We start from the raw sequence: 21,311 nt of genomic DNA, 5'->3' as shown, positions 1-21,311 counted from the left end.
CGGGCCGCCGGGCGACGCGATCGCACCCCGCGTTGCCCTTCGCTCGCGCAGACTTCACGCCGCCGCGTACCTCACCGGGTCGCTTCCCGGCACCGCCTCCGCCCGGCCCGACTTCACCAGCCGCCGCAGATGCGCCTCGGCCTCCGAGACGGCGATGGTGCGGGAACCGTACGGGATCTGGTCCCAGGGGCGGTTCCACTCCATGCGCTCGGCGAGCTGCCAGGGCGTGAGGGGCTCGGCGAGCAGCGCCAGCAGGGCGGTCAGTCGGGACTCGTGGTGCGTGAGCAACTCGCGTACGCGCCCGGCGGCGTCGGAGAACGGGTGCTGGTGGGCCGGGAGGACCTCGGCGGGGGCCAGCCGGCCGACGCGCTCCAGCGAGTCGAGGTAGTCGCCGAGAGGGTCGGTGATCGTGGCGTCGTCCGGGTCCTCGTAGAGGCCGATGTGCGGGGTGATCCCGGGCAGCAGGTGATCGCCGGAGAACAGGCGGCCCTGGCCCGGGAGCCGGGCCGGGTGGCTCTCCTCCAGGTGGAGGCAGACGTGGCCCGGTGTGTGCCCCGGGGTCCAGATCGCGCGCAGGCGGCGGCCGGGCAGCTCCAGGAGTTCGCCGGGGACGATGTCGCGGTCGGGCAGGGCGGGGGAGAGGCCGGGCAGGGCGCCGGGCCGGGGCGCGCGCAGCGGGGCGATGTGCTCCTCGGGAGCGCCGGCCGCGGCGAGCTTGGCCGCCATGTAGGTGAACCAGCGCTCGGGGCGGGCCTCCCGGGTCCGCCGCACGACCGCGGTGTCCGCCGCGTGCATCGCGATCCACGCGCCCGACGCCTCCCGGACCCGGCCGGACAGGCCGTGGTGGTCCGGGTGGTGGTGGGTGATGACCACGCCGTGGATCTCGGCCGCTGAAGTGCCGCAGGCCGTGAGGCCCCGCGCGAGGGTGTCCCAGGACTCCGGGTCGTCCCAGCCGGTGTCGATCAGCACCGGGCCGCGGTCGGTGTCGACGACGTACACCAGCGTGTGGCCGAGCGGGTTGTCCGGGATCGGTACCCGGAGGGACCGGACGCCTCCGCCGTGATCGGTCACCTGTGTCATGGGCTCCCCTGTCGCCGGCTCCCGTCACTATAACTAGAACGGGTTCCAATGGGGGGTCCCCGGGGATGCGCGGTCCGTGGACTCCTCGGGGCGGGGCTGGTATCAGTGGGCATATCTGATGAACCGTCAGAGAACGCTCCCGGGAAGGCAGTCGGCCATGACCGAGCTCGTGGAACACGGACAGCTGTTCATCGGCGGGGAGTTGACCGACCCCCTGGGCCAGGACGTCATCGAGGTGATCTCGCCGCACACCGAGGAGGTCATCGGCCGCGTCCCGCACGCCTCGACGGCGGATGTGGACCGGGCCGTGGCGGCGGCCCGGCGGGCGTTCGACGAGGGACCCTGGCCGCGCATGAGCCTCGACGAGCGGATCGAGGTCGTGGGCCGGATCAAGGACGCCATCACCCTCCGGCACGACGAGATCGCCCGCGTGATCTCCGCCCAGAACGGCTCGCCGTACTCCTGGAGCGTCCTCGCCCAGGCGCTCGGCGCGGTGATGGTCTGGGACTCGGCGATCACCGTCGCCCGGAACTTCACCCACGAGGAGCGGCGCGACGGCGTGCTGGGCCGGATCCTCGTGCGGCGGGAGCCCGTCGGGGTCGTGGCCGCCGTGGTCCCCTGGAACGTCCCGCAGTTCGTCGCCGCCGCCAAGCTCGCCCCGGCCCTGCTCACCGGCTGCACGGTCGTCCTCAAGCCGTCGCCCGAGTCGCCGCTCGACGCCTATCTGCTCGGCGAGATCGCCCGCGAGGCCGGGCTGCCGGAGGGTGTGCTGTCGATCCTGCCCGCCGACCGGGACGTCAGCGAGTACCTGGTCGGGCACCCCGGCGTCGACAAGGTGTCCTTCACCGGGTCGGTCGCGGCCGGCAAGCGCGTGATGGAGGTCGCCGCCCGCAACCTCACCCGCGTGACGCTCGAACTGGGCGGCAAGTCGGCGGCCGTCGTGCTGCCCGACGCGGACGTCGAGACGGCCGTGGCGGGCATCGCCCCGGCGGCCTGGATGAACAACGGACAGGCCTGTGTGGCCCAGACCCGCATCCTCCTGCCGCGCTCCCGCTACGACGAGTTCGCCGACGCCCTCGCCGCCGCGGCGGGCGCCCTGACGGTCGGCGACCCGCTGGACCCGGCGACCCAGGTGGGCCCGCTGGTGGCCCGGCGGCAGCAGCAGCGCAACCTCGACTACATCCGCATCGGGCAGGAGGAGGGCGCCAAGATCCTCACCGGCGGCGGACGCCCGGCCGGTCTGGACCGCGGCTGGTACGTCGAGCCGACCCTCTTCGGCGACGTCGACAACTCCATGCGCATCGCCCGCGAGGAGATCTTCGGCCCGGTGATCTGCCTGCTGCCCTACGACGACGAGTCCGACGCCGTGAAGATCGCCAACGACTCCGACTACGGGCTGAGCGGCAGCGTGTGGACGGCGGACGTGGAGCACGGCATCGACATCGCGCGTCAGGTCCGTACGGGCACCTACTCCGTCAACACCTTCAGCCTGGACATGCTGGGCCCCTTCGGCGGCTACAAGAATTCCGGCCTGGGGCGGGAGTTCGGGCCCGAGGGGTACGGCGAGTACCTGGAGCACAAGATGATCCACCTCCCGGCGCAGGCCTAGCGATGGGCGACCGCTGGCACGTCGAGGTCGACCGCTCCCTGTGCATCGGCTCGGCGCAGTGCCTCCACCACGCGCCGGACGGCTTCCGCCTGGACGCCGCCCGCCAGTCCCGTCCCACCGCCCCCGGCATGGACGCGAACGAGCGGGTGCTGGAGGCGGCCGAATGCTGCCCGGCGGAGGCGATCACGATCACGGTGATGGACAGCGGGGAGGCGGTGTTCCCGCCGGAGGAGTAGTGCCCGTATCGCCCGAAAAATCATGGATCGAGGGGTTTTATTCCCACGCGGGAGTCCTATCCTGGAAACAGGCCTACGAGGCGAGTGAGGGAGTCCGACCGGAGTAGCCGACTTCGGCGGGAAGCTTCAGTTCCGGCTTCCGCTGGTGCCGACTGCGACGGTAGGGCTGAGAGGCCGGAAGGGCGCAGGGCCGCAAGGCCGGGCGACCGGAAGGCGACCCCCATCACCTGATCCGGACCATGCCGGCGAAGGGAACCCGTCTCGTAGGTCCTCGTCGTGCCCGGGGGCTTCACGCGGTGGCCGGTGCCGTCAGGTCGATCAGACGGCACACCGTCTCGATGTCGATCCTCACCTGGGCGATCGAGGCCCGGCCCGACAGCCACGTGATCAGCGCGGAGTGCCAGGTGTGCTCGATGACCCGGACCGCCGAGAGCTGCTCAGGCGTCGGATTCTCCTGGCCCATCGCGTCCAGGATGATCGCCGTCGTCTGACGGGAGACCTGGTCGACCTCGGGGCTGACGCTGCGGTCGGCGAACGTCAGCGCGCGGACCATCGCGTCGGCCAGATGCGGCTCGCGCTGGAGGGCGCGGAAGGCCCGCATCAGCGTCTCCGCGACCCGCTCGGCCGCCGTCTCGCCCTGCGGGGGCTTCTTCCGCAGCGTGCCGTGCATGTGCTCCAGCTGGTCCTGCATCGTGGCGACCAGAAGGTGGATCTTGGAAGGGAAGTAGCGGTACAGCGTGCCGAGCGCCACCTGCGAGGACTCCGCGACCTCGCGCATCTGCACCGCGTCGAAGCCGCCCCGGCTGGCCAGCTGCGCACTCGCGTGCAGGATGCGGCGGCGGCGGGCCTCCTGCCGCTCCGTGAGGGGCGGGGAGGCGGGGGCTGCCGCTCTGGCTTCCACCTTGGCCGGCTTGTTCACCTTGGCGCTCACCTTGGCTTCCGCGGGCATGTGTCGGTCCCGTTCCGTGACCGTCCGTGAGGACGGGTGATCACACAGCATGGCACGGCGCCGGTCGTGGCGTGAATCACCTGATCCACTGCTCACAGCACCCCTACCTGCCGGTAGATTCAGAGCCTCCGAACGATCAAGTCTGAAACTTGTTCTAGATTAGCGTCCCGGCGTAATCTCGCGGGACAGTGCAGGGAGAAGGGGGCCCAGAGTGACCGCTGAGGCCAGTCAGGCCGGGGCTACGGAGGGCCCCGCCGCCGACGGCTTGCGACCGCTCCACATCGCGCTCCTCACCTATAAAGGGAACCCGTTCTGCGGCGGACAGGGCGTCTATGTCCGGCATCTCTCCCGCGAACTGGCCCGTCTCGGCCACCGTGTCGAAGTCATCGGTGCCCAGCCCTACCCCGTCCTCGACGAAGGCTACGACGGGCTGCGTCTCACCGAGCTGCCCAGCCTCGACCTGTACCGCCAGCCGGATCCTTTCCGCACGCCGGGGCGCGGCGAGTACCGCGACTGGATCGACGCGCTGGAAGTCGCGACGATGTGGACGGGCGGCTTCCCCGAACCGCTGACCTTCTCGCTGCGCGCCCGCCGCCATCTGCGCGCCCGCCGCGGCGAGTTCGACGTCGTGCACGACAACCAGACCCTCGGCTACGGCCTGCTGGGCGATGTCGGCGCGCCCCTGGTGACGACCATCCACCACCCCATCACCGTCGACCGGCAGCTGGAGCTGGACGCGGCGGACGGGCGGAAGCGGCGCCTGTCGGTGCGGCGCTGGTACGCCTTCACGCGCATGCAGAAGCGCGTCGCGCGCCGGCTGCCGTCCGTGCTCACCGTGTCCGGCACCTCGCAGCAGGAGATCATCGACCATCTCGGCGTCCGGCGGGACCGCATCCACGTCGTCCACATCGGCGCCGACACCGACCTGTTCTCGCCCGACCCCTCGGTGCCGGTCGTGCCGGGCCGCATCGTGACGACATCCAGCGCGGACGTGCCGCTGAAGGGCCTGGTGCATCTCGTCGAGGCGCTGGCCAAGGTGCGTACCGAGCACCTCGGCGCGCATCTCGTCGTCGTCGGCAAGCGGCCCACCGAAGGGCCGGTCGCCCAGGCGATGGAGCGCTACGGCCTCGCCGGGGCCGTGGAGTTCGTCAAGGGCATCTCCGACGCGGAACTGGTCGACCTCGTGCGCTCGGCGCAGGTCGCCTGCGTGCCGTCGCTCTACGAGGGCTTCTCGCTCCCGGCCGCCGAGGCCATGGCGACGGGCACCCCCCTGCTCGCCACGACCGGCGGCGCCCTGCCCGAGGTCGCCGGCCGCGACGGTGAGACGTGCCTGGCGGTACCGCCCGGCGACGCGGGCGCACTCGCCGCGGGCCTGGGCCGGCTGCTGGGCGACGCGGAGCTCCGCGCCCGCCTCGGCACGGCCGGGCGTGAACGGGTCCTGCGGCACTTCACCTGGGCCAGGGCCGCGGAGGGCACCGTGGCCCGCTACCGCGAGGCGATCGACCGCGCCGGGGTGCGCACCGTCCCGCGGACTTCCGGCCTTTCGGCCCCCTCGACCGGTGCCGCAGCCGTAGCCCCGGCGGGCACAGCAGGTGCTGTCTCCGCAGCCCCGGCAGATGTAGAAGGCGTCAACTCCGAAAGCAGGGCCACGTGCTGACCGTCGACTTCTCCCGGTTCCCGCTCGCCCCGGGCGATCGCGTCCTGGACCTCGGCTGCGGTGCCGGCCGGCACGCCTTCGAGTGCTACCGGCGTGGCGCGCAGGTGGTGGCGCTGGACCAGAACGCCGACGAAATCCGCGAGGTCGCCACGTGGTTCGCGGCGATGAAGGAGGCCGGTGAGGCCCCCGAGGGTGCCACCGCCACGGCCATGGAGGGCGACGCCCTCGCGCTGCCCTTTCCCGACGAGTCCTTCGACGTCGTGATCATCTCCGAGGTGATGGAGCACATCCCGGACGACAAGGGCGTCCTCGCGGAGATGGTGCGGGTGCTGAAGCCCGGCGGACGCATCGCCGTCACCGTCCCGCGCTACGGGCCCGAGAAGGTCTGCTGGGCCCTCTCCGACGCCTACCACGAGGTCGAGGGCGGCCACATCCGCATCTACAAGGCCGACGAGCTGGTGGAGAAGATCCGCGAGGCCGGCCTGGAGCCCTACGGCACGCACCACGCCCACGCCCTGCACTCGCCCTACTGGTGGCTCAAGTGCGCGTTCGGCGTCGACAACGACAAGGCGCTGCCGGTGCGGGCGTACCACAAGCTGCTCGTCTGGGACATCATGAAGAAGCCGCTGGCCACCCGGGTCGCCGAGCAGGCGCTGAACCCGCTGATCGGCAAGAGCTTCGTGGCGTACGCGACCAAGCCGCACCTGCCGCGTCTGGCCGGCACCGGGGCGGACGCCACGTGACCACTCCCCGGACGGAACATCTGGTCCTGCCCGGGGTGCTCACCGCCGGGCAGGCCGCCGCGACCGTCGCCGGCATCCTCGCCGTGCAGCGCGAGGACGGCGCGATCCCCTGGTTCCGGGGCCACCACCTCGACCCGTGGGACCACGTCGAGGCGGCCATGGCCCTCGACACGGCCGGTGAGCACCAGGCCGCCGAACGCGCCTACCTGTGGCTGGCCCGGCACCAGAACGAGGACGGCTCCTGGTACGCCGCCTACACCGACGGCGACCCCGACGCGGTCACCGACCGGGGCCGGGAGACCAACTTCGTCGCCTACATAGCCGTCGGCGTCTGGCACCACTACCTCTCCACCGGCGACGACGCGTTCCTGGACCGGATGTGGCCGGCGGTGTACGCGGCCGTGGAGTTCGTGCTCGGCCTCCAGCAGCCCGGCGGGCAGATCGGCTGGCGGCGCGACGACGACGGTACGCAGACGGCGGACGCCCTGCTGACGGGCAGCTCCTCCATCCACCACGCGCTGCGCTGCGCTCTCGCCATCGCCGAGCAGCGCGAAGAGGCCCAGCCGGACTGGGAGTTGGCGGCGGGTGCGCTGCGGCACGCCATACGCCACCACCCCGAGCGGTTCCTCGACAAGAACCGGTACTCGATGGACTGGTACTACCCGGTGCTGGGCGGTGCCCTGACGGGTGCCGAGGCCAAGGCCAGGATCGAGGAGGACTGGGACCGGTTCGTCGTCCCCGGGCTGGGCGTGCGGTGCGTCGTGCCCAACCCGTGGGTGACGGGCGGCGAGTCCGCCGAACTCGCGCTCGCGCTCTGGGCGATGGGGGAGTCGGACCGGGCGCTGGAGATCCTGCAGTCGATCCAGCATCTGCGGGACGAGGACAGCGGGCTGTACTGGACCGGGTACGTGTTCGACGACGACGCGATCTGGCCGCGGGAGCTGACCACGTGGACCGCGGGGTCGTTGTTGCTGGCGGTGGCCGCGCTGGGGGGACACGAGGCCACGTGCCAGGTGTTCGGTGGTGCGGAGTTGCCTGTGGGGCTCGAGTCGGAGTGCTGCGCCTGAGAACTCGGGTGGTTGTGACGGGTGTGCGGGCGCGGGTCGTGCGTGGCTTGTCGCGCAGTTCCCCGCGCCCCTAGGGGGCCGAGCCCCCTGACCGCGTTCTCAATGCCGGTGTGCGCGATTGGCTATCGCGTGGCCTATGAACAGGTACACCACCGCCGCCAGGCCGTAGCCGCAGACCACTCGGGCCCACGCCTCGTCGAACGTGAACAGGTCGTGCGACCAGCCGGCGAGCCAGCGGGCCGCGTCGTGGATGAACTGGACGAACGAGTTGCCCGGGTTGGCGTCCAGCAGGTACATCAGGATCCAGAGACCCAGGATCAGGGCCATGATGTCGGCCACGACCGCCACGATCGTGCCGGCTTGATTCGCACCGTTGCGATATCGAGGGGACATACTCTCCGGATTGCCCTTGAACCCGGGATGAAACCCGGCCGGGTGAGCCATGTCCGCCGGCCTCCTCCGCGCGCTTCCCCGTGCGGCCAACCAACGTTCTCGCAAGGGTCGTTCGGGGTACACCCGCATCACCGACGATCCTGGCCCGGCCACTCGGGGAGAACGCCGGTGTCACGGGGGGAGAGCGCAGGTGCCCGCGAACAGACCCGCAACCGAAGAGCCGCGGTTGACCGTCACCAGACCCCCGCGCCGGCGTCGGCGCGCAGCGCTGGCGTCGGCGCTGCCCGTCCCGGTCATCGGGCTGGCGCTGCTCGTGACCTCCGGGAACCTCCTGCTGCCGCTGCGGCAGGTGGTCACCATCGAGGCCAAGATGGCCTCGAAGAGGGACTTCTTCCAGGACCCCGAGGTCGAGCGGCTGCTCATGAAGCACGGCTTCCGCATGCACATCACCAACATGGGTTCACGGGAGATCGCCCAGCAGGACCACGAGGGGTACGACGTCGTCTTCCCCTCCGGCCAGCCCGCCGCCGACCTGATCAGCCGGGAGCGCGCCCGGGCGAACCGTCCGGTGCTGCTCTACCGCCCCTTCGTCAGCCCCATCGTGCTGGCCACCTACCGCGACTACGCCGAGGTCCTCACGGCGGAAGGCGTCGCGCAGCGCCTGCCGGGCCCGGGCGGGCGGCCGCTGTACTACACCCTCGACATGCGGAAGTTCATCGATCTGGCCCGCGGCAAGCGGAACGACGTCCGGCGCGATGCCGACAACGGCTACCGCTGGGACGAGATCGACCGCGACGACCGCGTCCGCAACGGCAACAAGATCCTCGCCCAGACCTCGGACATCTGCGAAGCCAACTCCGCCGGCACCTACCTCGGTCTCGTGGCCTTCGTCGAGCACGGGAACGACGCGCCGGACCACGAGGCCGAGGCGGAGCAACTCGCCCGCAAGATCAAGCCGCTCCTCGTCGAGCAGGGACTGCCGTCCTCCGAGCGGGCCGAAACGTATCTGTCCCCCGACGGGCAGAGCATCGCCCCCGTCTCGGTGATCTACGAGCACCAGTTCCTCGCCCATCAGATCAGGCACCAGGCCGACAAGGGCGCCACCGACGACGAACGCGTCCTGCTCTACCCGTCCACCCGGTTCGTCACCGAACCCCAGCTCGTCGCGCTGACCGACGACGGCGCCCGGCTCGGCGAACTGGTCAGCAAGGACCCCGAACTCCAGCACCGGGCCATGGAGTTGGGTTTCAGGGCCCGCAACGCCACCGGCGACGCGGCCGGTGACGCACTCACCCGGTTCCTCACCGAGCGGCGGATCCCGGTGCCGACCACCTCCTTCGACGACACCCGGGCCGTGCTGCCCAGCCTGCCCCTGCTGGAGAAGATGATCGAGATCGTCGGCGACTGCCCGGACCGGACGGGCAGCCGGTGAGGCGCGGCGCGGGCCTGCTGGCGCTCTGCCTCGTACTCGTCACCTCCCTCGTCACCGCCTGCTCGGGCGGCGACGGCGACGACCCGGTCCGGCTGCGCGTGCTGGCCGGCCCCGACCTCGCCGTACTGGCCCCGCTGCTCGACGAGTTGCGGGACGAGACCGGTGTCGACCTGCGCATGGAGCACCGCGCCGACGCCGAGACGAGGGCCCCGGACCGCGGCCGGTACGACCTCGCGTGGCTGTCCTCCGACAGCTATCTGCGCCTCACCGACAGGAACGCGACCAGAGGGCTGCAGCGCACGGCCACCATGACGTCCCCCGTCGTCATCGGCCTGAAGCCCGAGGTGGCGCGGCAGTTGCGCGCCCGGGTGCCCGGCGCCCGGCTCACCTGGGCCGACATCGCCGACGCCGCCGCCACCGGCAGGGTCCGCTTCGGCATGGCCGACCCCCGGCACGCCGGCAGCGGGCTCGCCGCCCTCGTCGGCGTCGCCACCGCCGCGGCCGGCACCGGGGCCGCCCTGCGCCCCGAGGACGTCTCCTGCGACCGGCTGCGCGGCTTCCGCTCCGGCCAGACCCTCACGGCCGACACCGGACCCGCCCTCGTCGACTCCTACGCCGACCACCAGGGCGAGGCCGACGCCCTCATCACCTACGAGTCCGACCTGCTCGCCCTGAACGCCTCCGGCCGCCTCGACGACCGTCTGGAGGTCGTCCGCCCCGAGGACGGCATGGTCCTGGCGGACTTCCCGCTGCTCCTGCTGAACCCGGCCCACCGCACCGCGTACGACAAGGTCACGCAGTGGCTGCGCCGCGACTCGGTGCAGCGGCAGATCATGCGGCACACTCTGCGCCGCCCCGTGAACACGACCGTCACGCGGGACGCGCGGCTGCGCGAGGCGGTCGGCAACGCGCTCTTCTACCCCGACCGGCCCGCCGTCGTCGAAACCCTGCTGGCGGACTACGGCGATCCCGACCGCCGCACCGCCGGCCAGGTGGTCTTCCTGCTCGACTTCTCCGGCTCGATGCGCGGCGCCCGGATGGCCGCCCTGCGCGAGGCCTTCGCCGGGCTCAGCGGGGCGGACTCCTCCGCCTCCGGCAAGTTCACCCGATTCCACCGGGGCGAGCGGCTGACCGTCGTCCGCTTCGGCGGCCGGGTGCGGGGGGAGAAGACCGTCACCGTCACCGGCCCGAAGGACCTGACGGCCCTCGCCGACGCCGTCGCCCGGGGCGGCTATGGTGACGCCACCGCCGTGTGGTCCGCCCTCGACCACGGCTACCGCACCGCCGCCCGCGAGCTGGCCGCCGACCCCGACCGCTCCGTCTCACTCGTCCTGATGACCGACGGCGAGAACAACGCGGGCCTGCCCTACGCGGAGTTCGTACGCCGTCACCAGGCGCTGCCCGCCGCCGTGCGCACCGCCGTCCCCACCTACCCCGTCCACTTCGGCGAGGCCGACGCCGGCGAGCTGCGGCGTGCGGCGGCGCGAACGGGCGGACGGATGGTAGAGGCCGCCGGCTCGTCCCTTTCCGAGGCTTTCAAGGAGATCCGTGGCTGTCACTGACGCACTGTGGTGGAGCCTTTGGTGGCCGTGGATGACGGTCTGGCTGGCCACGGCCGCCGGCGCGGTGGTGCTCGCGGTGGTCCTGGTGCGACGTGCCCAGGAGCGCCGCAGACACCTGCGGCGCTGGCAGTCGGCGTACAGCATCTGCCTGTATCTGGACGAGCAGGCGGTGATGGACCTGTACGAGCTCGGCAACTACCGGTCCGCGCTGGAGGAGGCCGTCGAGCTGCGGACGAAGGTCGACACGAGTGTCGGCTTCTGGAGCCGGGTGCTGACATTCCTGTTCCGGTTCCGGCTGAAGCGGGACGTCAGCCAGGAGACGTTCCGCAAGTTCGTGCGCAAGGACAAGCCGATCAACGTGATCGGCGTGGTCATGGAGGCCTTCGACCGGGCCGACGCCATCGTCCACGCCGACCTGACCACCCTGACCGTCGTCCCCAACCGGAACCTCTCCGCCAACCTGGCCGACGGCCGCGCGGTGACGCTGAGCCGCATCGGTGAGTTCGTCTCGGTCAAGGGCGTGTTCACCCGGGTGCCGGACGTGGCGGAGGGCTTCGAGCTGCGGGCCGAGTACGGCGAGGAGCAGCCCCCGGTGTCCATGCGGGTCGTGGCACCCGGGAACGCGCGCCGCTCGATCCCGGCCGGCACCTTCACGGCCCGCTGCCTCGGCAAGATGACCGGCTGGCGCGAGGAGACCCGCGAGGTGACGCTGGAGGCGATCGCGATCTTCTGGTGACCGGCCCCGGCCGCATCCCGCGAAGGGACTCGCGCCTCACCGGGAGTTGAGCTCGGCGAGCACCCGCAGGGTGTGCGGGTCGGGCGCGAGGGCCAGGAGGTCCGTCACCGGCCCCTTGCGCCACGACTCCAGCCGCTCGGCGATGCGTTCACGCGGACCGACCAGGGAGATCTCGTCGGCGAAGGCGTCGGGGACCGCCAGCACGGCCTCCTGCCTGCGGCCTTCGAGGAACAGCCGCTGGATCCGGCGGGCTTGCTCCTCGTAGCCCATGCGGGCCATCAGGTCGGCGTGGAAGTTGCGTGCCGCGTGCCCCATGCCGCCGATGTAGAAGCCGAGCATGGTCTTGACGGGCAGCAGGCCCTCGGCGACGTCGTCGCAGACCCGGACCTGGGCCATGGGGGCGACGAGGAACCCCTCCGGCAGGTCGGCCAGGGCCGGGCCGTAGACCTCCGGCCGGGTCGGCGACCAGTACAGCGGCAGCCAGCCGTCGGCGATCCGGGTCGTCTGGGCGACGTTCTTCGGGCCCTCCGCGCCCAGCAGGACCGGCAGGTCCGGGCGGAGCGGGTGCGTGATCGGCTTGAGGGGTTTGCCGAGGCCCGTGGCGTCCGGACCCCGGTAGGGGTGGGGGTGGAAGCGGCCCGCCAGTTCGACGGGGGCCTCGCGGCGCAGCACCTGCCGCAGGACGTCGACGTACTCGCGGGTGGCGGTGAGCGGCGAGGCGGGGAACGGGCGGCCGTACCAGCCCTCGACGACCTGCGGGCCGGAGAGGCCGAGGCCCAGCATCATGCGGCCGCCGGAGAGGTGGTCCAGGGTGAGGGCGTGCATCGCGGTCGTGGTGGGTGACCGGGCCGCCATCTGCGCGACCGCCGTACCGAGCCGGATCCGGGAGGTGTGGGCCGCGATCCAGGTGAGCGGTGTGAACGCGTCCGAGCCCCAGGACTCCGCCGTCCACACGGAGTCGTATCCGAGCCGCTCGGCCGCCTGCGCCAGGGGCACATGGCCGGGGGAGGGGCCGCGGCCCCAGTAGCCGAGCGCGAGACCGAGCCGCATGCCTGCCTCCTGACGATGTGTCAGCTGACGGGACGCCGACTGTACGACAACGGCCCCCCGCCCGGAAGGGCGAGGGGCCGAGAGGCGCTGAAGGGCTCAGCCGCGCTGGATGCCCGACGTGTCCTGAAGGACACCACGGCGGCCGTCCTGCGTCTGGGCCACCAGGGCCGCACCGCGCTGCTCGACGGCCAGGTACCAGGTACCCGGGGCGAGTTCGGCGATCGGCGTGGGCGAGCCGTCCTCCGCGAACAGCGGCCGCGGCACCGGCACCGCGAACCAGAACGGGGAGAAGTCCCCGGCCGGCGGCTGCGGCTGCGGCTGCGGCTGGGCCTGCGCCTGCTGGGGCTGCCCGCCGAAGGGCTGCCCGGGCTGCCCCGGCTGCGGCTGGCCGTAGCCGCCGGGCTGCTGCGCGCCCGGGTAGCCGTAACCACCGGGGGGCTGGGCGCCGTAGGGCTGCGGGGCGGCCGGGCGGGGGGCCGGGAGCAGGGCGCCCTTGAGGGCCGGGACGAGGGGGGTGGCGAGGGCGGCGGCGGCCATCAGCAGCGTGGCGACGAGTGCGAGGATCATGCCGATGCCGGGGCTCGGGGCGCCGGAGCTGCCGCTCTCACCGATGTTGTCGAAACCGCCCGGCACGTCGAAGATGTTGCCGAGCGCGCTCCACGCGGCGAACACCGTGAAGGCGACGCCGAACGGGACGAGTTCCAGCCCCGCGATCTTCGGGGCCTGCGGCAGACCCCGGCCGACGACGACGAGCGCGGCGCCGATGATCCCGGCCAGCACGACGCTGAACACGACCGGGCCGCTGCCCCACAGGCTGGGGAGGTCGACGCTGTCGGGGACATTGTCGAACGAGTAGAGGTCGAGGAACGACGCGATCAACAGCAATACCGCTGCTCCGATCACCACGCCGTCGCCCCGAGTGAGGGAGCGGATATTCACTTCAGGTCCTTCGTAGGTCGTCTCATCGTCGGTAGAGGCGTCGCTGTCACCATGCCGCCGTCCGGACTCGGTGTGAAGCGCGGGGGTGGCCCCTCATCGTAAGGAGGACCCTATCGTCCGCCCCGTCAGGGTGTCCGCCGGGATCTGCCGGCCTCGGACTACCCGCGCAGAAAACTCACGATTCCCTCGGAGATCCCTTGCGCCGCCTTCTGTCGCCACGCGCCGCTGGTGAGCAACGCCGCGTCCTTGCTATCGCGCATGTTGCCGCACTCGATGAACACCTTGGGAACCGTTGACAGATTGAGACCGCCCAGGTCCTTACGCGTGACGAGACCGCTGCCGTCGCCGACGTAGTTGGAGGGCGCGCTGCCGGTGACCGCGACGAAGCGGCCGACGACGTGTTCGCCGAGGTCGCGGGAGGGGCCGACGATCGCCCTGGTGTCCGCGGCGCCCGCCTTGACCGAACCGGGCAGGATCACGTGGAAGCCGCGGTTGCCGGCACCCGAGCCGTCCGCGTGGACCGACACCACGGCATCGGCCTTCGCCTGGTTGCCGATCCGGGCCCGCTCGTCCACGCAGGGCCCGTAAGGCCGGTCGGCGTCCTGGGTCAGCTTCACCGTGGCGCCCTGCTCCTCCAGCAGCGCGCGCATCCGGTGCGCCACGTCCAGCGTGAACTTCGCCTCGGTGTAACCGTCGTTGGTGGACGTGCCCGTGGTGTCGCACTCCTTCGAGTTCGTCCCGATGTCCACCGTGCGGTTGATCTCGGAAGCGTGCTGGAAGTTGCCCGGGTTGTGCCCCGGGTCGATGACGACGACCTTGCCCTTGAGCGGGCCGGAGGCGGCGGGCGCGGAGGCCGAGGGCGTGTCCGGGGGCTTCGGCTTCGGGGAGGCGTCCGGCTCCTTGGCGTCGTCGGCGGGCGCGCTCGACGCGGCGGGCGGGGAGGACCGTACGGTCGCCTGCCCCGAGCCCCCGTCGTCCCCCGAACCGCCCACCGTCTCGTACACCAGCCAGCCGAGCAGCGCACCCGGCACCAGCGCGGCGAGCGCGACGGTGAGGGGGCCGCGGCGGGGGCGGCGGTTCTGGGGAGGTTCGAAGTCCGGGCCTGCGTACGACACGCAGCCACCCTAGCGGGCGCGCGCGGGGGCGGCGGGCCGCGGACGGTCCGACCGGGCGTCGGCTACGTTCCGTTCCCGCCGCCGCCCCCGCGCCGTACCGCCTCCTTCACCCGCGCCTCCACCTCCGGGCGCGGTGTGCCCTCCTGCTTCGCGTACCCGGTCACCGCCGCCTGGACGTCCCGGGCGAGATCGCGCCAGGCGCGCCAGGCCGTCTCCCAGGTGGTGGTCTGCTGGTCGCTCCACTTGGTCTGGGTGGGCGGCCCGTACGCGTCCTGGAGTTGACGCACGCGGGCGTACGCCTCGTCCGCCGCGCGCTGCTTCTCCACGAGCTCTGCGAAGGTGTGTGCCACGCGCCCGGATCCTTGGGCAGCGGCGGTCGCCCGCCGACGCGCCACGCCGCCCGTGGGCCGACCGGGCGGGGGTGCGGGGGGTGCGGTTCACCCGCCCAGCCGTTCGCTCAGATGCCCGGGCCGGTGCGGCGCAGGACCCGCAGCGAGTCCGTCGCCGAGACCTCCGTGAAGGCGCCGGAGGCGAGCGCCCGGAGGTAGATCCGGTACGGGGCCTGGCCGGTGAACTCGTCCTGCGGGTCGGGGAAGACGTCGTGGATGAGCAGCAGGCCGCCCTCGGCGACGTGCGGGGCCCAGCCCTCGTAGTCGGCGCCTGCGTGCTCGTCGGTGTGGCCGCCGTCGATGAAGACGAAGCCCAGCGGCGTCCGCCAGAATGCGGCGATCCGCGGGGAACGCCCGACCAGCGCCACCACGTGCTCCTCCAGACCCGCCCGGTGCAGCGTGCGGCGGAACGTGGGCAGCGTGTCCATCAGCCCGACCTCCGGGTCGACGGTCTCCGGGTCGTGGTACTCCCAGCCGGGCTGCTGCTCCTCGCTGCCGCGGTGGTGGTCGACGGTGAGCGCGCTGACCCCGGCTTCGCGGGCCGCGTCGGCGAGCAGGATCGTGGACCGGCCGCAGTAGGTGCCGACCTCCAGCAGCGGCAGCCCGAGCCGCCCGGCCTCCACGGCCGCCGCGTACAGTGCCAGCCCCTCGCCGACGGGCATGAACCCCTTCGCCGCCTCGAACGCGGCCAGGATCTCGGGCTTCGGCGCCGCGGGCATGGGGTTCCTCTCGGTCGTACGACGGTCAGGGCGCCATCGTGCCGCACCCCCTGCCGAGAGGACGACAGGGGGTACCGGTGAGTAGCCGGGTCGGGCGGGGTGGGTCAGGCGGAGACCGTCTCGCCCGGCAGCGACAGGTCCAGGTCGACCGGGCGCTCGTCGCCCGCATGGGTCGCGGACGAGGCGAGCGGGCCGTGCCCCGTGGCCCGGGCGGCAACGACGTAGGAGCCCTGCGCGGGGACGGCGAGCGCGTAGCTGCCGTCCTCGGCGGAGAGCGTCGCCCCGGCCTGGCGGCCGCGGCGGTCGATCAGCGTGACCCTGGCGCGGGCGACCGGAGCACCGTCGGCGGCCAGCACCCGGCCGCGGAAACCGCGCAGGACCCGCTCGGCGCGCTCCAGCGCCGCGTCCTCCTCGCTGCTCGCACGCAACTGCGGCTTCTCCGACGGCCGTCGGCCCGGCAGGAACAGCGCCAGGAGCAGGCCCACGGCCACCGCACCCGTCGCGATCAGGAAGGACACCCGGAAGCCGTGCATGGTCGGGATCTCGACGCCGCCGACGTTGTTCGCGGTGTTCGCCAGCACCATGCCGATCACGGCGCTCGACACCGACGTACCGATGGAGCGCATCAGCGTGTTGAGGCCGTTGGCCGCACCCGTCTCCGACGCCGGGACCGCGCCCACGATCAGCGCGGGCAGCGAGGAGTAGGCGAGACCGATGCCCGCGCCCAGCAGAACGGAGATGACCAGGCTCTGCCAGGCGGCGCTCATCAGCCCGAGACCGGCGCCGTAGCCGATCGCGATGATCAGCAGGCCGAGGATCAGGGTGACCTTGGGACCGTACTTCGCGGACAGCCGCGCGTAGACGGGCGCCGTGAACATCATCGTCAGGCCGAGCGGCGCGACGAGCAGACCCGCGACGACCATCGACTGGCCGAGGCCGTAGCCGGTGGACTTCGGGAGCTGGAGCAGCTGGGGCAGGACCAGGGAGACGACGTAGAAGGAGACGCCGACCATGATCGAGGCGAGGTTGGTGAAGAGGACGGCGGGACGGGCCGTGGTGCGCAGGTCGACCAGCGGGGCCTTCAGGCGCAGCTCCATCACGCCCCACAGCAGGAGCACCACCGCCGAGGCGGCGAACAGGCCGAGCGTGGTGCCGGAGGCCCAGCCCCAGTCGCTGCCCTTGGTGATCGGCAGCAGGAACAGCACGAGCCCGGCGGACAGGCCGAGCGCTCCCGGCAGGTCGAAGGTGCCCTCGGCGCGCACCGGGGACTCCGGTACGACGAGGAGGGTGAGGGCGATCGCGAGCAGGCCGAGGCCGGCGGCACCGTAGTAGAGGGCGTGCCAGTCGCTGTGCTGGGCGACCAGGGCGGCGGCGGGCAGGGCGAGGCCGCCGCCGACGCCTATGGAGGAGCTCATCAGCGCCATCGCCGAGCCGAGCTTCTCGCGGGGCAGCATGTCGCGCATCAGGCCGATGCCGAGCGGGATGGCGCCCATCGCGAAGCCCTGGAGCGTACGGCCGGTGATCATGAGCAGCAGATCGCTGGTGAGCGCGCTGACCAGGGCGCCGACGACCATCACGGCCAGGCTGAGGATCAGCATGCGGCGCTTGCCGTAGAGGTCGCCGAGGCGGCCCATGATGGGGGTGGCGACCGCGCCCGAGAGGAGGGTCGAGGTGAGGACCCAGGTGGCGTTGCTGGGGGAGGTGTCCAGCAGTTGCGGCAGATCCTTGATCACCGGAACGAGCAGGGTCTGCATCACCGCGACAACGATGCCCGCGAAGGCGAGCACCGGGACCACGGCCCCGCTCGCTCTGCCGGCCGGGCGGTCTGTCGTCGTCTGCGTCATGTGAGGAGGGCCTCCAGGCCGGGAGCGTCGGGTTACGTGGAGTGGGAACCTTGTATGTCGAGGCAACTATTCCGTTGCTTCGGCACCCTAACGAAAACTTGACCTTTCCTTGGGATTGCGAAAGCCCTAGGACTCGGGACCGAGGCCGGGCCGGGCGAAATCCCGATGCACGGAGCTTGGAGTGGTTGAGAGCATGACACTCATGCTCGAAGCCGCCGAAATGACCCGTACGCCCCGCCGCAGCGCGCCTCCCACCTGGCTGGTGGTGACGCTGACCTGCGCCGGGCAGTTCCTCGTCGTACTGGACGTGTCGGTCGTCAACGTGGCCCTGCCGTCCATGCGGACCGGGCTCGGGCTCAGCGAGCAGGGCCTGCAGTGGGTCGTGAACGCCTACGCCATCGCCTTCGCCGGGTTCATGCTGCTCGGCGGCCGGGCCGGAGACCTCTACGGCCGCAAGCGGATGTTCCTCGTCGGGCTCGGCCTGTTCACCCTGGCCTCGGCGGCCGGCGGCCTGGCGCAGGACGACTGGCAGCTGCTGGTGGCGCGGGCCGTCCAGGGGCTGGGCGCGGCAGTGCTGGCGCCTTCGACGCTGACGATCCTCACCGCTTCCGTGCCCGAAGGGGCGGCCCGGGCCCGGGCCATCGGGACCTGGACCGCGGTCGGGGCCGGCGGCGGCGCGGCGGGCGGCCTGGTCGGCGGGCTGCTGGTGGAGACGCTCTCCTGGCGCTGGGTGCTGCTGATCAACGTGCCCGTCGGGGCCGTGGTGCTGTGCGCCGCCGCCTGGTTCCTCACCGAGGGCCGGGCCGGGGACGGCCGGCGCCTCGACCTGCCCGGCGCGCTGCTCGTCACGGCCGGCCTGGCCACGCTGGCCTACGGCATCTCCCAGACGGAGGCGGCGGGCTGGACGGCGCCGGCCACCCTGGTGCCGCTGCTCGCCGGGCCGGCCCTGCTCGGGGCGTTCCTCGCGGTCGAGGCCCGCACGGCGAGTCCGCTGATGCCGCTCGGCCTCCTGCGCATCCGCTCGGTCTCCTCGGCGAACGTCTCGATGTTCCTGTGCGGTTCGGCGATGTTCTGCATGTGGTTCTTCATGACCCTCTACGCGCAGAACGTCCTCGGCTACACCCCGCTGGAGGCCGGCCTCGCCCTGGTCCCGAGCTCCGTCGCCGTCATCCTCGGCTCCAAGATCGCGCCCCGCCTGATGCGGCCGGTCGGCCCGCGCAACGTCGCCGTGCTCGGAACCCTGGTCGCCGTGGCCGGGTTCGCCTGGCAGTCCACGATGACGCCCGACGGTTCCTACGCCACGGTGATCCTCGTCCCCGGCGTCCTCATGATGCTCGGCGCGGGCCTGGCCGCGACCCCGCTCGCCTCCCTGGCCACGTCCGGTGCCGCCCCCGGGGAGGCGGGCCTGGTCTCCGGTCTCGTCAACACGTCCCGCACGATGGGCGGTTCCCTGGGCCTGGCGGTCCTGTCCACGCTGGCGGCGGCCGAGTCGGCGGGCAGCGCGACTCCGCGGGCCCTGACGGAGGGCTACGCACTGGCGTTCCGGGTGGGGACCGTGGTGCTGACGGCCGGGGTCGCGCTGATGTGGGTGTGGCTGCCGCGGACGGCGCGGGAGCGGGAGGCCGCCGCCTGAAAACAGTGCGGCAGGCGTGGCCCGGAACAGGGGCGTGACGACCCGCCACGCGTGTGCCGCCGCTTTTTCGCCCCGGGGGCGGGGCGACCCGACCCCGGGGTGCCTCCCCGCCCCGCGGCGGCCCGCGCACGGCCTCCCGCTGATGCCCACCGACCCGCCCTGACCTGGCCTTTCAGCGTATCTGGGCCTACCTTCGAGGGACGCGGAAGGGGGACCGGATGGACCGGAACATACGCACCGTCGACGACGCACTCGCCCTGCTCGACGGCCTGTTCGCACCCGAGGCCGATCGGTGGAGCGGGCGCGGTGCCGACTGGTGGGACGACTTCTACGCCGACCGCTCCCGGCCGGTGCCGTTCTTCGTGGCGCGGCCGGACGAGAGCCTGGTGGCCGCCGTGGAGCGGGGGTCGCTGCGCGGGGGCCGGGCGCTGGATCTGGGATGCGGGCCGGGGCGCAACGCCTTGTACCTGGCGGCGCGGGGCTTCGACGTCGACGCGGTCGACCTGTCCTCGACGGCCGTCGACTGGGCCGGGGAGCGGGCCCGTGAGACGGGGGCCGAGAACGTGCGCTTCCACTGCGGGGACGCGTTCGCGCTCGCCGGCCGGGATCTCACCGGCCCGTACGACCTCGTCTACGACTCCGGCTGCTTCCACCATCTGCCGCCGCACCGCCGGGTCAGCTATCTCGCCCTCCTGGAGCAACTCCTGGCACCCGGGGGCCTCTTCGGCCTCACGTGCTTCGCCGCCGGGGCCGGCGGGATGGGGTCGGAGCTGTCCGACGCCGACTTCTACCGCGAGGGGGCCGGGCTGCGGGGCGGCCTCGCGTACACGCCCGAGGCGTTGCGGGAGATCTTCTCCGGCCTGACCGAGCTCGAACTGCGGCGGATGCGCGACGAGCCGGAGGGGTCCGAGTACTTCGGGAAGTCCTTCCTCTGGACGGCGTTGTTCCAGCGGGTATGACGCTCGGAGCCGACCCTGGCGGCGGGCCTCGCGGAGGGCTTCCCTGCCGTTGCGGGTGAACAGGCCCCTCGCCATCAGCGGCCACGGCAGCACGACCGGGTCGCCTCGAACCGGCACCACACGCACGCACTCCGGCGCGACGAAGGCCACTGCCACGCCGGCCTGACACAGTGTCAGGAGCCTTCACAAGTGCCGGGGCCTCGGCTATACAGAGGGCGCGGGACTGGAACGCGTTTCAGTTCGCGTCCCGGTCCGGCCCCAGACGGCCTCGGTGCGGACGACGGTGCGGACGGCCGTACCGAGGTCCTTCCTCCGGCGATCAGGAGCCCCATGCCCATCGACGCAGCCAAGGCGCTCGCCGCCGGACCCCGGACCGGCGAGATCTCCTGGGACCACAAGGACGTGCAGCTCTACCACCTCGGCATCGGCGCGGGCAGCCCCGCCACCGACCCCGACGAGCTGCGCTACACCCTGGAGTCCCGGCTGCACGTCCTGCCGAGCTTCGCCACCGTCGCGGGCGCCGGCAAACCCGGCGTGACCGGCGGCCTGTCCATGCCCGGCATCGAGGTCGAACTGGCCCGCGTCCTGCACGGCGGCCAGAGCCTCCTCGTCCACCGGCCCATCCCGGCGACGGGCACCGCCACCGCCACCCACCGGATCGCCGCCGTGTACGACAAGGGCACGGCGGCCGTCCTCGTGCTGCGCACCGAAGTCGCCGACACCGAGGGTCCGTTGTGGACCAACGACGCCCAGATCTTCATCCGCGGCGAGGGCGGCTGGGGCGGCGACCGCGGCCCCTCCGCCCGCCTGGAACCCCCCACCGGCGAACCCGACCGGACCGTGGAGCGGCCGATTCGCGACGACCAGGCCCTGCTCTACCGCCTCTCCGGCGACTGGAACCCCCTGCACGCCGACCCGGAGTTCGCCAAGGTCGCCGGATTCGAACGGCCCATCCTGCACGGCCTGTGCACCTACGGCATCGCGCTCAAGGCGGTCGTCGACACGCTGCTCGGCGGGGACGTGACGCGGGTGCGGTCCTACGCCACCCGCTTCGCCGGGGTCGTGTACCCGGGGGAGACCCTGCGGATCCGCATGTGGCACACACCCGGATCCACCCGGGTCGCCGTCGGCGCCGTGGAGCGAGCCGACGCGCCCGTCCTCGCCGACACCGTCGTCGAACACACCTGACGCCAGAACGC

Annotated in this window: 20 protein-coding genes; 11 read left to right on the top strand and 9 right to left on the bottom strand. The window is 72.4% G+C overall.

The features are described from left to right. Window positions 1-54 precede the first annotated feature (54 nt). Window positions 55-1,080, bottom strand: coding sequence for an MBL fold metallo-hydrolase (locus tag A4E84_RS12055; protein WP_062926567.1), 1,026 nt, complete (start codon window positions 1,078-1,080; stop codon window positions 55-57). Window positions 1,081-1,237: 157 nt separating this feature from the next. Between A4E84_RS12055 and A4E84_RS12050 the strand changes: the two genes are divergently transcribed. Both A4E84_RS12050 and A4E84_RS12045 read left to right on the top strand, forming a co-directional pair. Further along, a complete protein-coding gene (locus A4E84_RS12050; protein WP_062926566.1) occupies window positions 1,238-2,689 on the top strand; it encodes an aldehyde dehydrogenase in 1,452 nt (483 codons plus the stop codon). Window positions 2,690-2,691: 2 nt separating this feature from the next. Continuing rightward, the gene (locus A4E84_RS12045; RefSeq protein ID WP_062926565.1) at window positions 2,692-2,925 is read left to right on the top strand and encodes a ferredoxin; all 234 of its coding nucleotides are present in this window, start codon (window positions 2,692-2,694) and stop codon (window positions 2,923-2,925) included. A 289-nt stretch (window positions 2,926-3,214) separates the two neighbouring features. On the opposite strand, the gene A4E84_RS12040 is transcribed toward A4E84_RS12045, so the two are convergent. Beyond that, entirely contained in the window at window positions 3,215-3,874 is a 660-nt protein-coding gene (locus tag A4E84_RS12040) for a TetR family transcriptional regulator (protein WP_062926564.1), read from the bottom strand. Window positions 3,875-4,085: 211 nt separating this feature from the next. Between A4E84_RS12040 and A4E84_RS12035 the strand changes: the two genes are divergently transcribed. Genes A4E84_RS12035 through A4E84_RS12025 form a run of 3 tightly spaced genes read left to right on the top strand, consistent with a single transcriptional unit; the run spans window position 4,086 to window position 7,341 of the window. Beyond that, entirely contained in the window at window positions 4,086-5,531 is a 1,446-nt protein-coding gene (locus A4E84_RS12035; protein WP_062926563.1) for a glycosyltransferase family 4 protein, read from the top strand. Continuing rightward, entirely contained in the window at window positions 5,525-6,274 is a 750-nt protein-coding gene (locus tag A4E84_RS12030; RefSeq protein ID WP_062926562.1) for a class I SAM-dependent methyltransferase, read from the top strand. Before A4E84_RS12035 ends, A4E84_RS12030 begins: the two co-directional genes overlap by 7 nt. Next, complete coding sequence (locus tag A4E84_RS12025; RefSeq protein ID WP_062926561.1) at window positions 6,271-7,341, top strand: prenyltransferase/squalene oxidase repeat-containing protein; 1,071 nt, start codon at window positions 6,271-6,273, stop codon at window positions 7,339-7,341. Before A4E84_RS12030 ends, A4E84_RS12025 begins: the two co-directional genes overlap by 4 nt. Before the next feature lie 99 nt (window positions 7,342-7,440). On the opposite strand, the gene A4E84_RS12020 is transcribed toward A4E84_RS12025, so the two are convergent. After that, window positions 7,441-7,734, bottom strand: coding sequence for a hypothetical protein (locus A4E84_RS12020; RefSeq protein ID WP_030837127.1), 294 nt, complete (start codon window positions 7,732-7,734; stop codon window positions 7,441-7,443). Window positions 7,735-7,960: 226 nt separating this feature from the next. Here A4E84_RS12020 and A4E84_RS12015 point away from each other — a divergent pair, with 226 nt between their 5' ends. Genes A4E84_RS12015 through A4E84_RS12005 form a run of 3 tightly spaced genes read left to right on the top strand, consistent with a single transcriptional unit; the run spans window position 7,961 to window position 11,464 of the window. Next, complete coding sequence (locus tag A4E84_RS12015; RefSeq protein WP_237304898.1) at window positions 7,961-9,166, top strand: hypothetical protein; 1,206 nt, start codon at window positions 7,961-7,963, stop codon at window positions 9,164-9,166. Next, entirely contained in the window at window positions 9,163-10,728 is a 1,566-nt protein-coding gene (locus A4E84_RS12010) for a vWA domain-containing protein (protein WP_062926560.1), read from the top strand. Before A4E84_RS12015 ends, A4E84_RS12010 begins: the two co-directional genes overlap by 4 nt. Then, window positions 10,715-11,464: a hypothetical protein gene (locus A4E84_RS12005; protein ID WP_159029567.1), complete on the top strand. Its 750-nt coding sequence runs from the start codon at window positions 10,715-10,717 to the stop codon at window positions 11,462-11,464. The genes A4E84_RS12010 and A4E84_RS12005 overlap by 14 nt, the downstream gene beginning before the upstream one ends. A 36-nt stretch (window positions 11,465-11,500) precedes the next feature. Here A4E84_RS12005 and A4E84_RS12000 read toward each other — a convergent pair whose 3' ends face one another. The 6 genes from A4E84_RS12000 to A4E84_RS11975 form a co-directional block, all read right to left on the bottom strand. After that, window positions 11,501-12,514 carry an LLM class F420-dependent oxidoreductase gene (locus tag A4E84_RS12000; protein ID WP_062926558.1) on the bottom strand — a complete coding sequence of 338 codons (1,014 nt, stop codon included), beginning with the start codon at window positions 12,512-12,514 and terminating at the stop codon, window positions 11,501-11,503. Window positions 12,515-12,610: 96 nt separating this feature from the next. Beyond that, window positions 12,611-13,453, bottom strand: a complete 843-nt coding sequence (locus tag A4E84_RS11995; protein WP_062926557.1) for a hypothetical protein — start codon at window positions 13,451-13,453, stop codon at window positions 12,611-12,613. Between the two features lie 158 nt (window positions 13,454-13,611). Then, window positions 13,612-14,568, bottom strand: a complete 957-nt coding sequence (locus A4E84_RS11990; protein WP_062926556.1) for an N-acetylmuramoyl-L-alanine amidase — start codon at window positions 14,566-14,568, stop codon at window positions 13,612-13,614. Window positions 14,569-14,630: 62 nt separating this feature from the next. Further along, window positions 14,631-14,918 (bottom strand): hypothetical protein, encoded by a 288-nt coding sequence (locus A4E84_RS11985; protein WP_062926555.1) that lies wholly within the window; start codon window positions 14,916-14,918, stop codon window positions 14,631-14,633. Window positions 14,919-15,025: 107 nt separating this feature from the next. Beyond that, the gene (locus A4E84_RS11980) at window positions 15,026-15,676 is read right to left on the bottom strand and encodes a class I SAM-dependent methyltransferase (RefSeq protein WP_062926554.1); all 651 of its coding nucleotides are present in this window, start codon (window positions 15,674-15,676) and stop codon (window positions 15,026-15,028) included. Window positions 15,677-15,780: 104 nt separating this feature from the next. Continuing rightward, window positions 15,781-17,520 (bottom strand): MFS transporter, encoded by a 1,740-nt coding sequence (locus A4E84_RS11975; protein ID WP_062926553.1) that lies wholly within the window; start codon window positions 17,518-17,520, stop codon window positions 15,781-15,783. A 193-nt stretch (window positions 17,521-17,713) separates the two neighbouring features. Here A4E84_RS11975 and A4E84_RS11970 point away from each other — a divergent pair, with 193 nt between their 5' ends. From A4E84_RS11970 to A4E84_RS11960, 3 genes are all read left to right on the top strand, one after another. Beyond that, complete coding sequence (locus A4E84_RS11970) at window positions 17,714-19,153, top strand: MFS transporter (protein ID WP_062926552.1); 1,440 nt, start codon at window positions 17,714-17,716, stop codon at window positions 19,151-19,153. Window positions 19,154-19,371: 218 nt separating this feature from the next. Continuing rightward, entirely contained in the window at window positions 19,372-20,112 is a 741-nt protein-coding gene (locus A4E84_RS11965) for a class I SAM-dependent methyltransferase (RefSeq protein WP_062926551.1), read from the top strand. A gap of 330 nt (window positions 20,113-20,442) precedes the next feature. Then, window positions 20,443-21,300 carry a MaoC/PaaZ C-terminal domain-containing protein gene (locus A4E84_RS11960; RefSeq protein WP_062926550.1) on the top strand — a complete coding sequence of 286 codons (858 nt, stop codon included), beginning with the start codon at window positions 20,443-20,445 and terminating at the stop codon, window positions 21,298-21,300. Window positions 21,301-21,311: the final 11 nt, after the last annotated feature.

The sequence above is a fragment of the Streptomyces qaidamensis genome, assembly GCF_001611795.1.
GTDB lineage: Bacteria > Actinomycetota > Actinomycetes > Streptomycetales > Streptomycetaceae > Streptomyces > Streptomyces qaidamensis.
The sequence above is the reverse complement of the archived record's forward strand: the minus strand, read 5'-3'. Positions and strand labels throughout refer to the sequence as shown.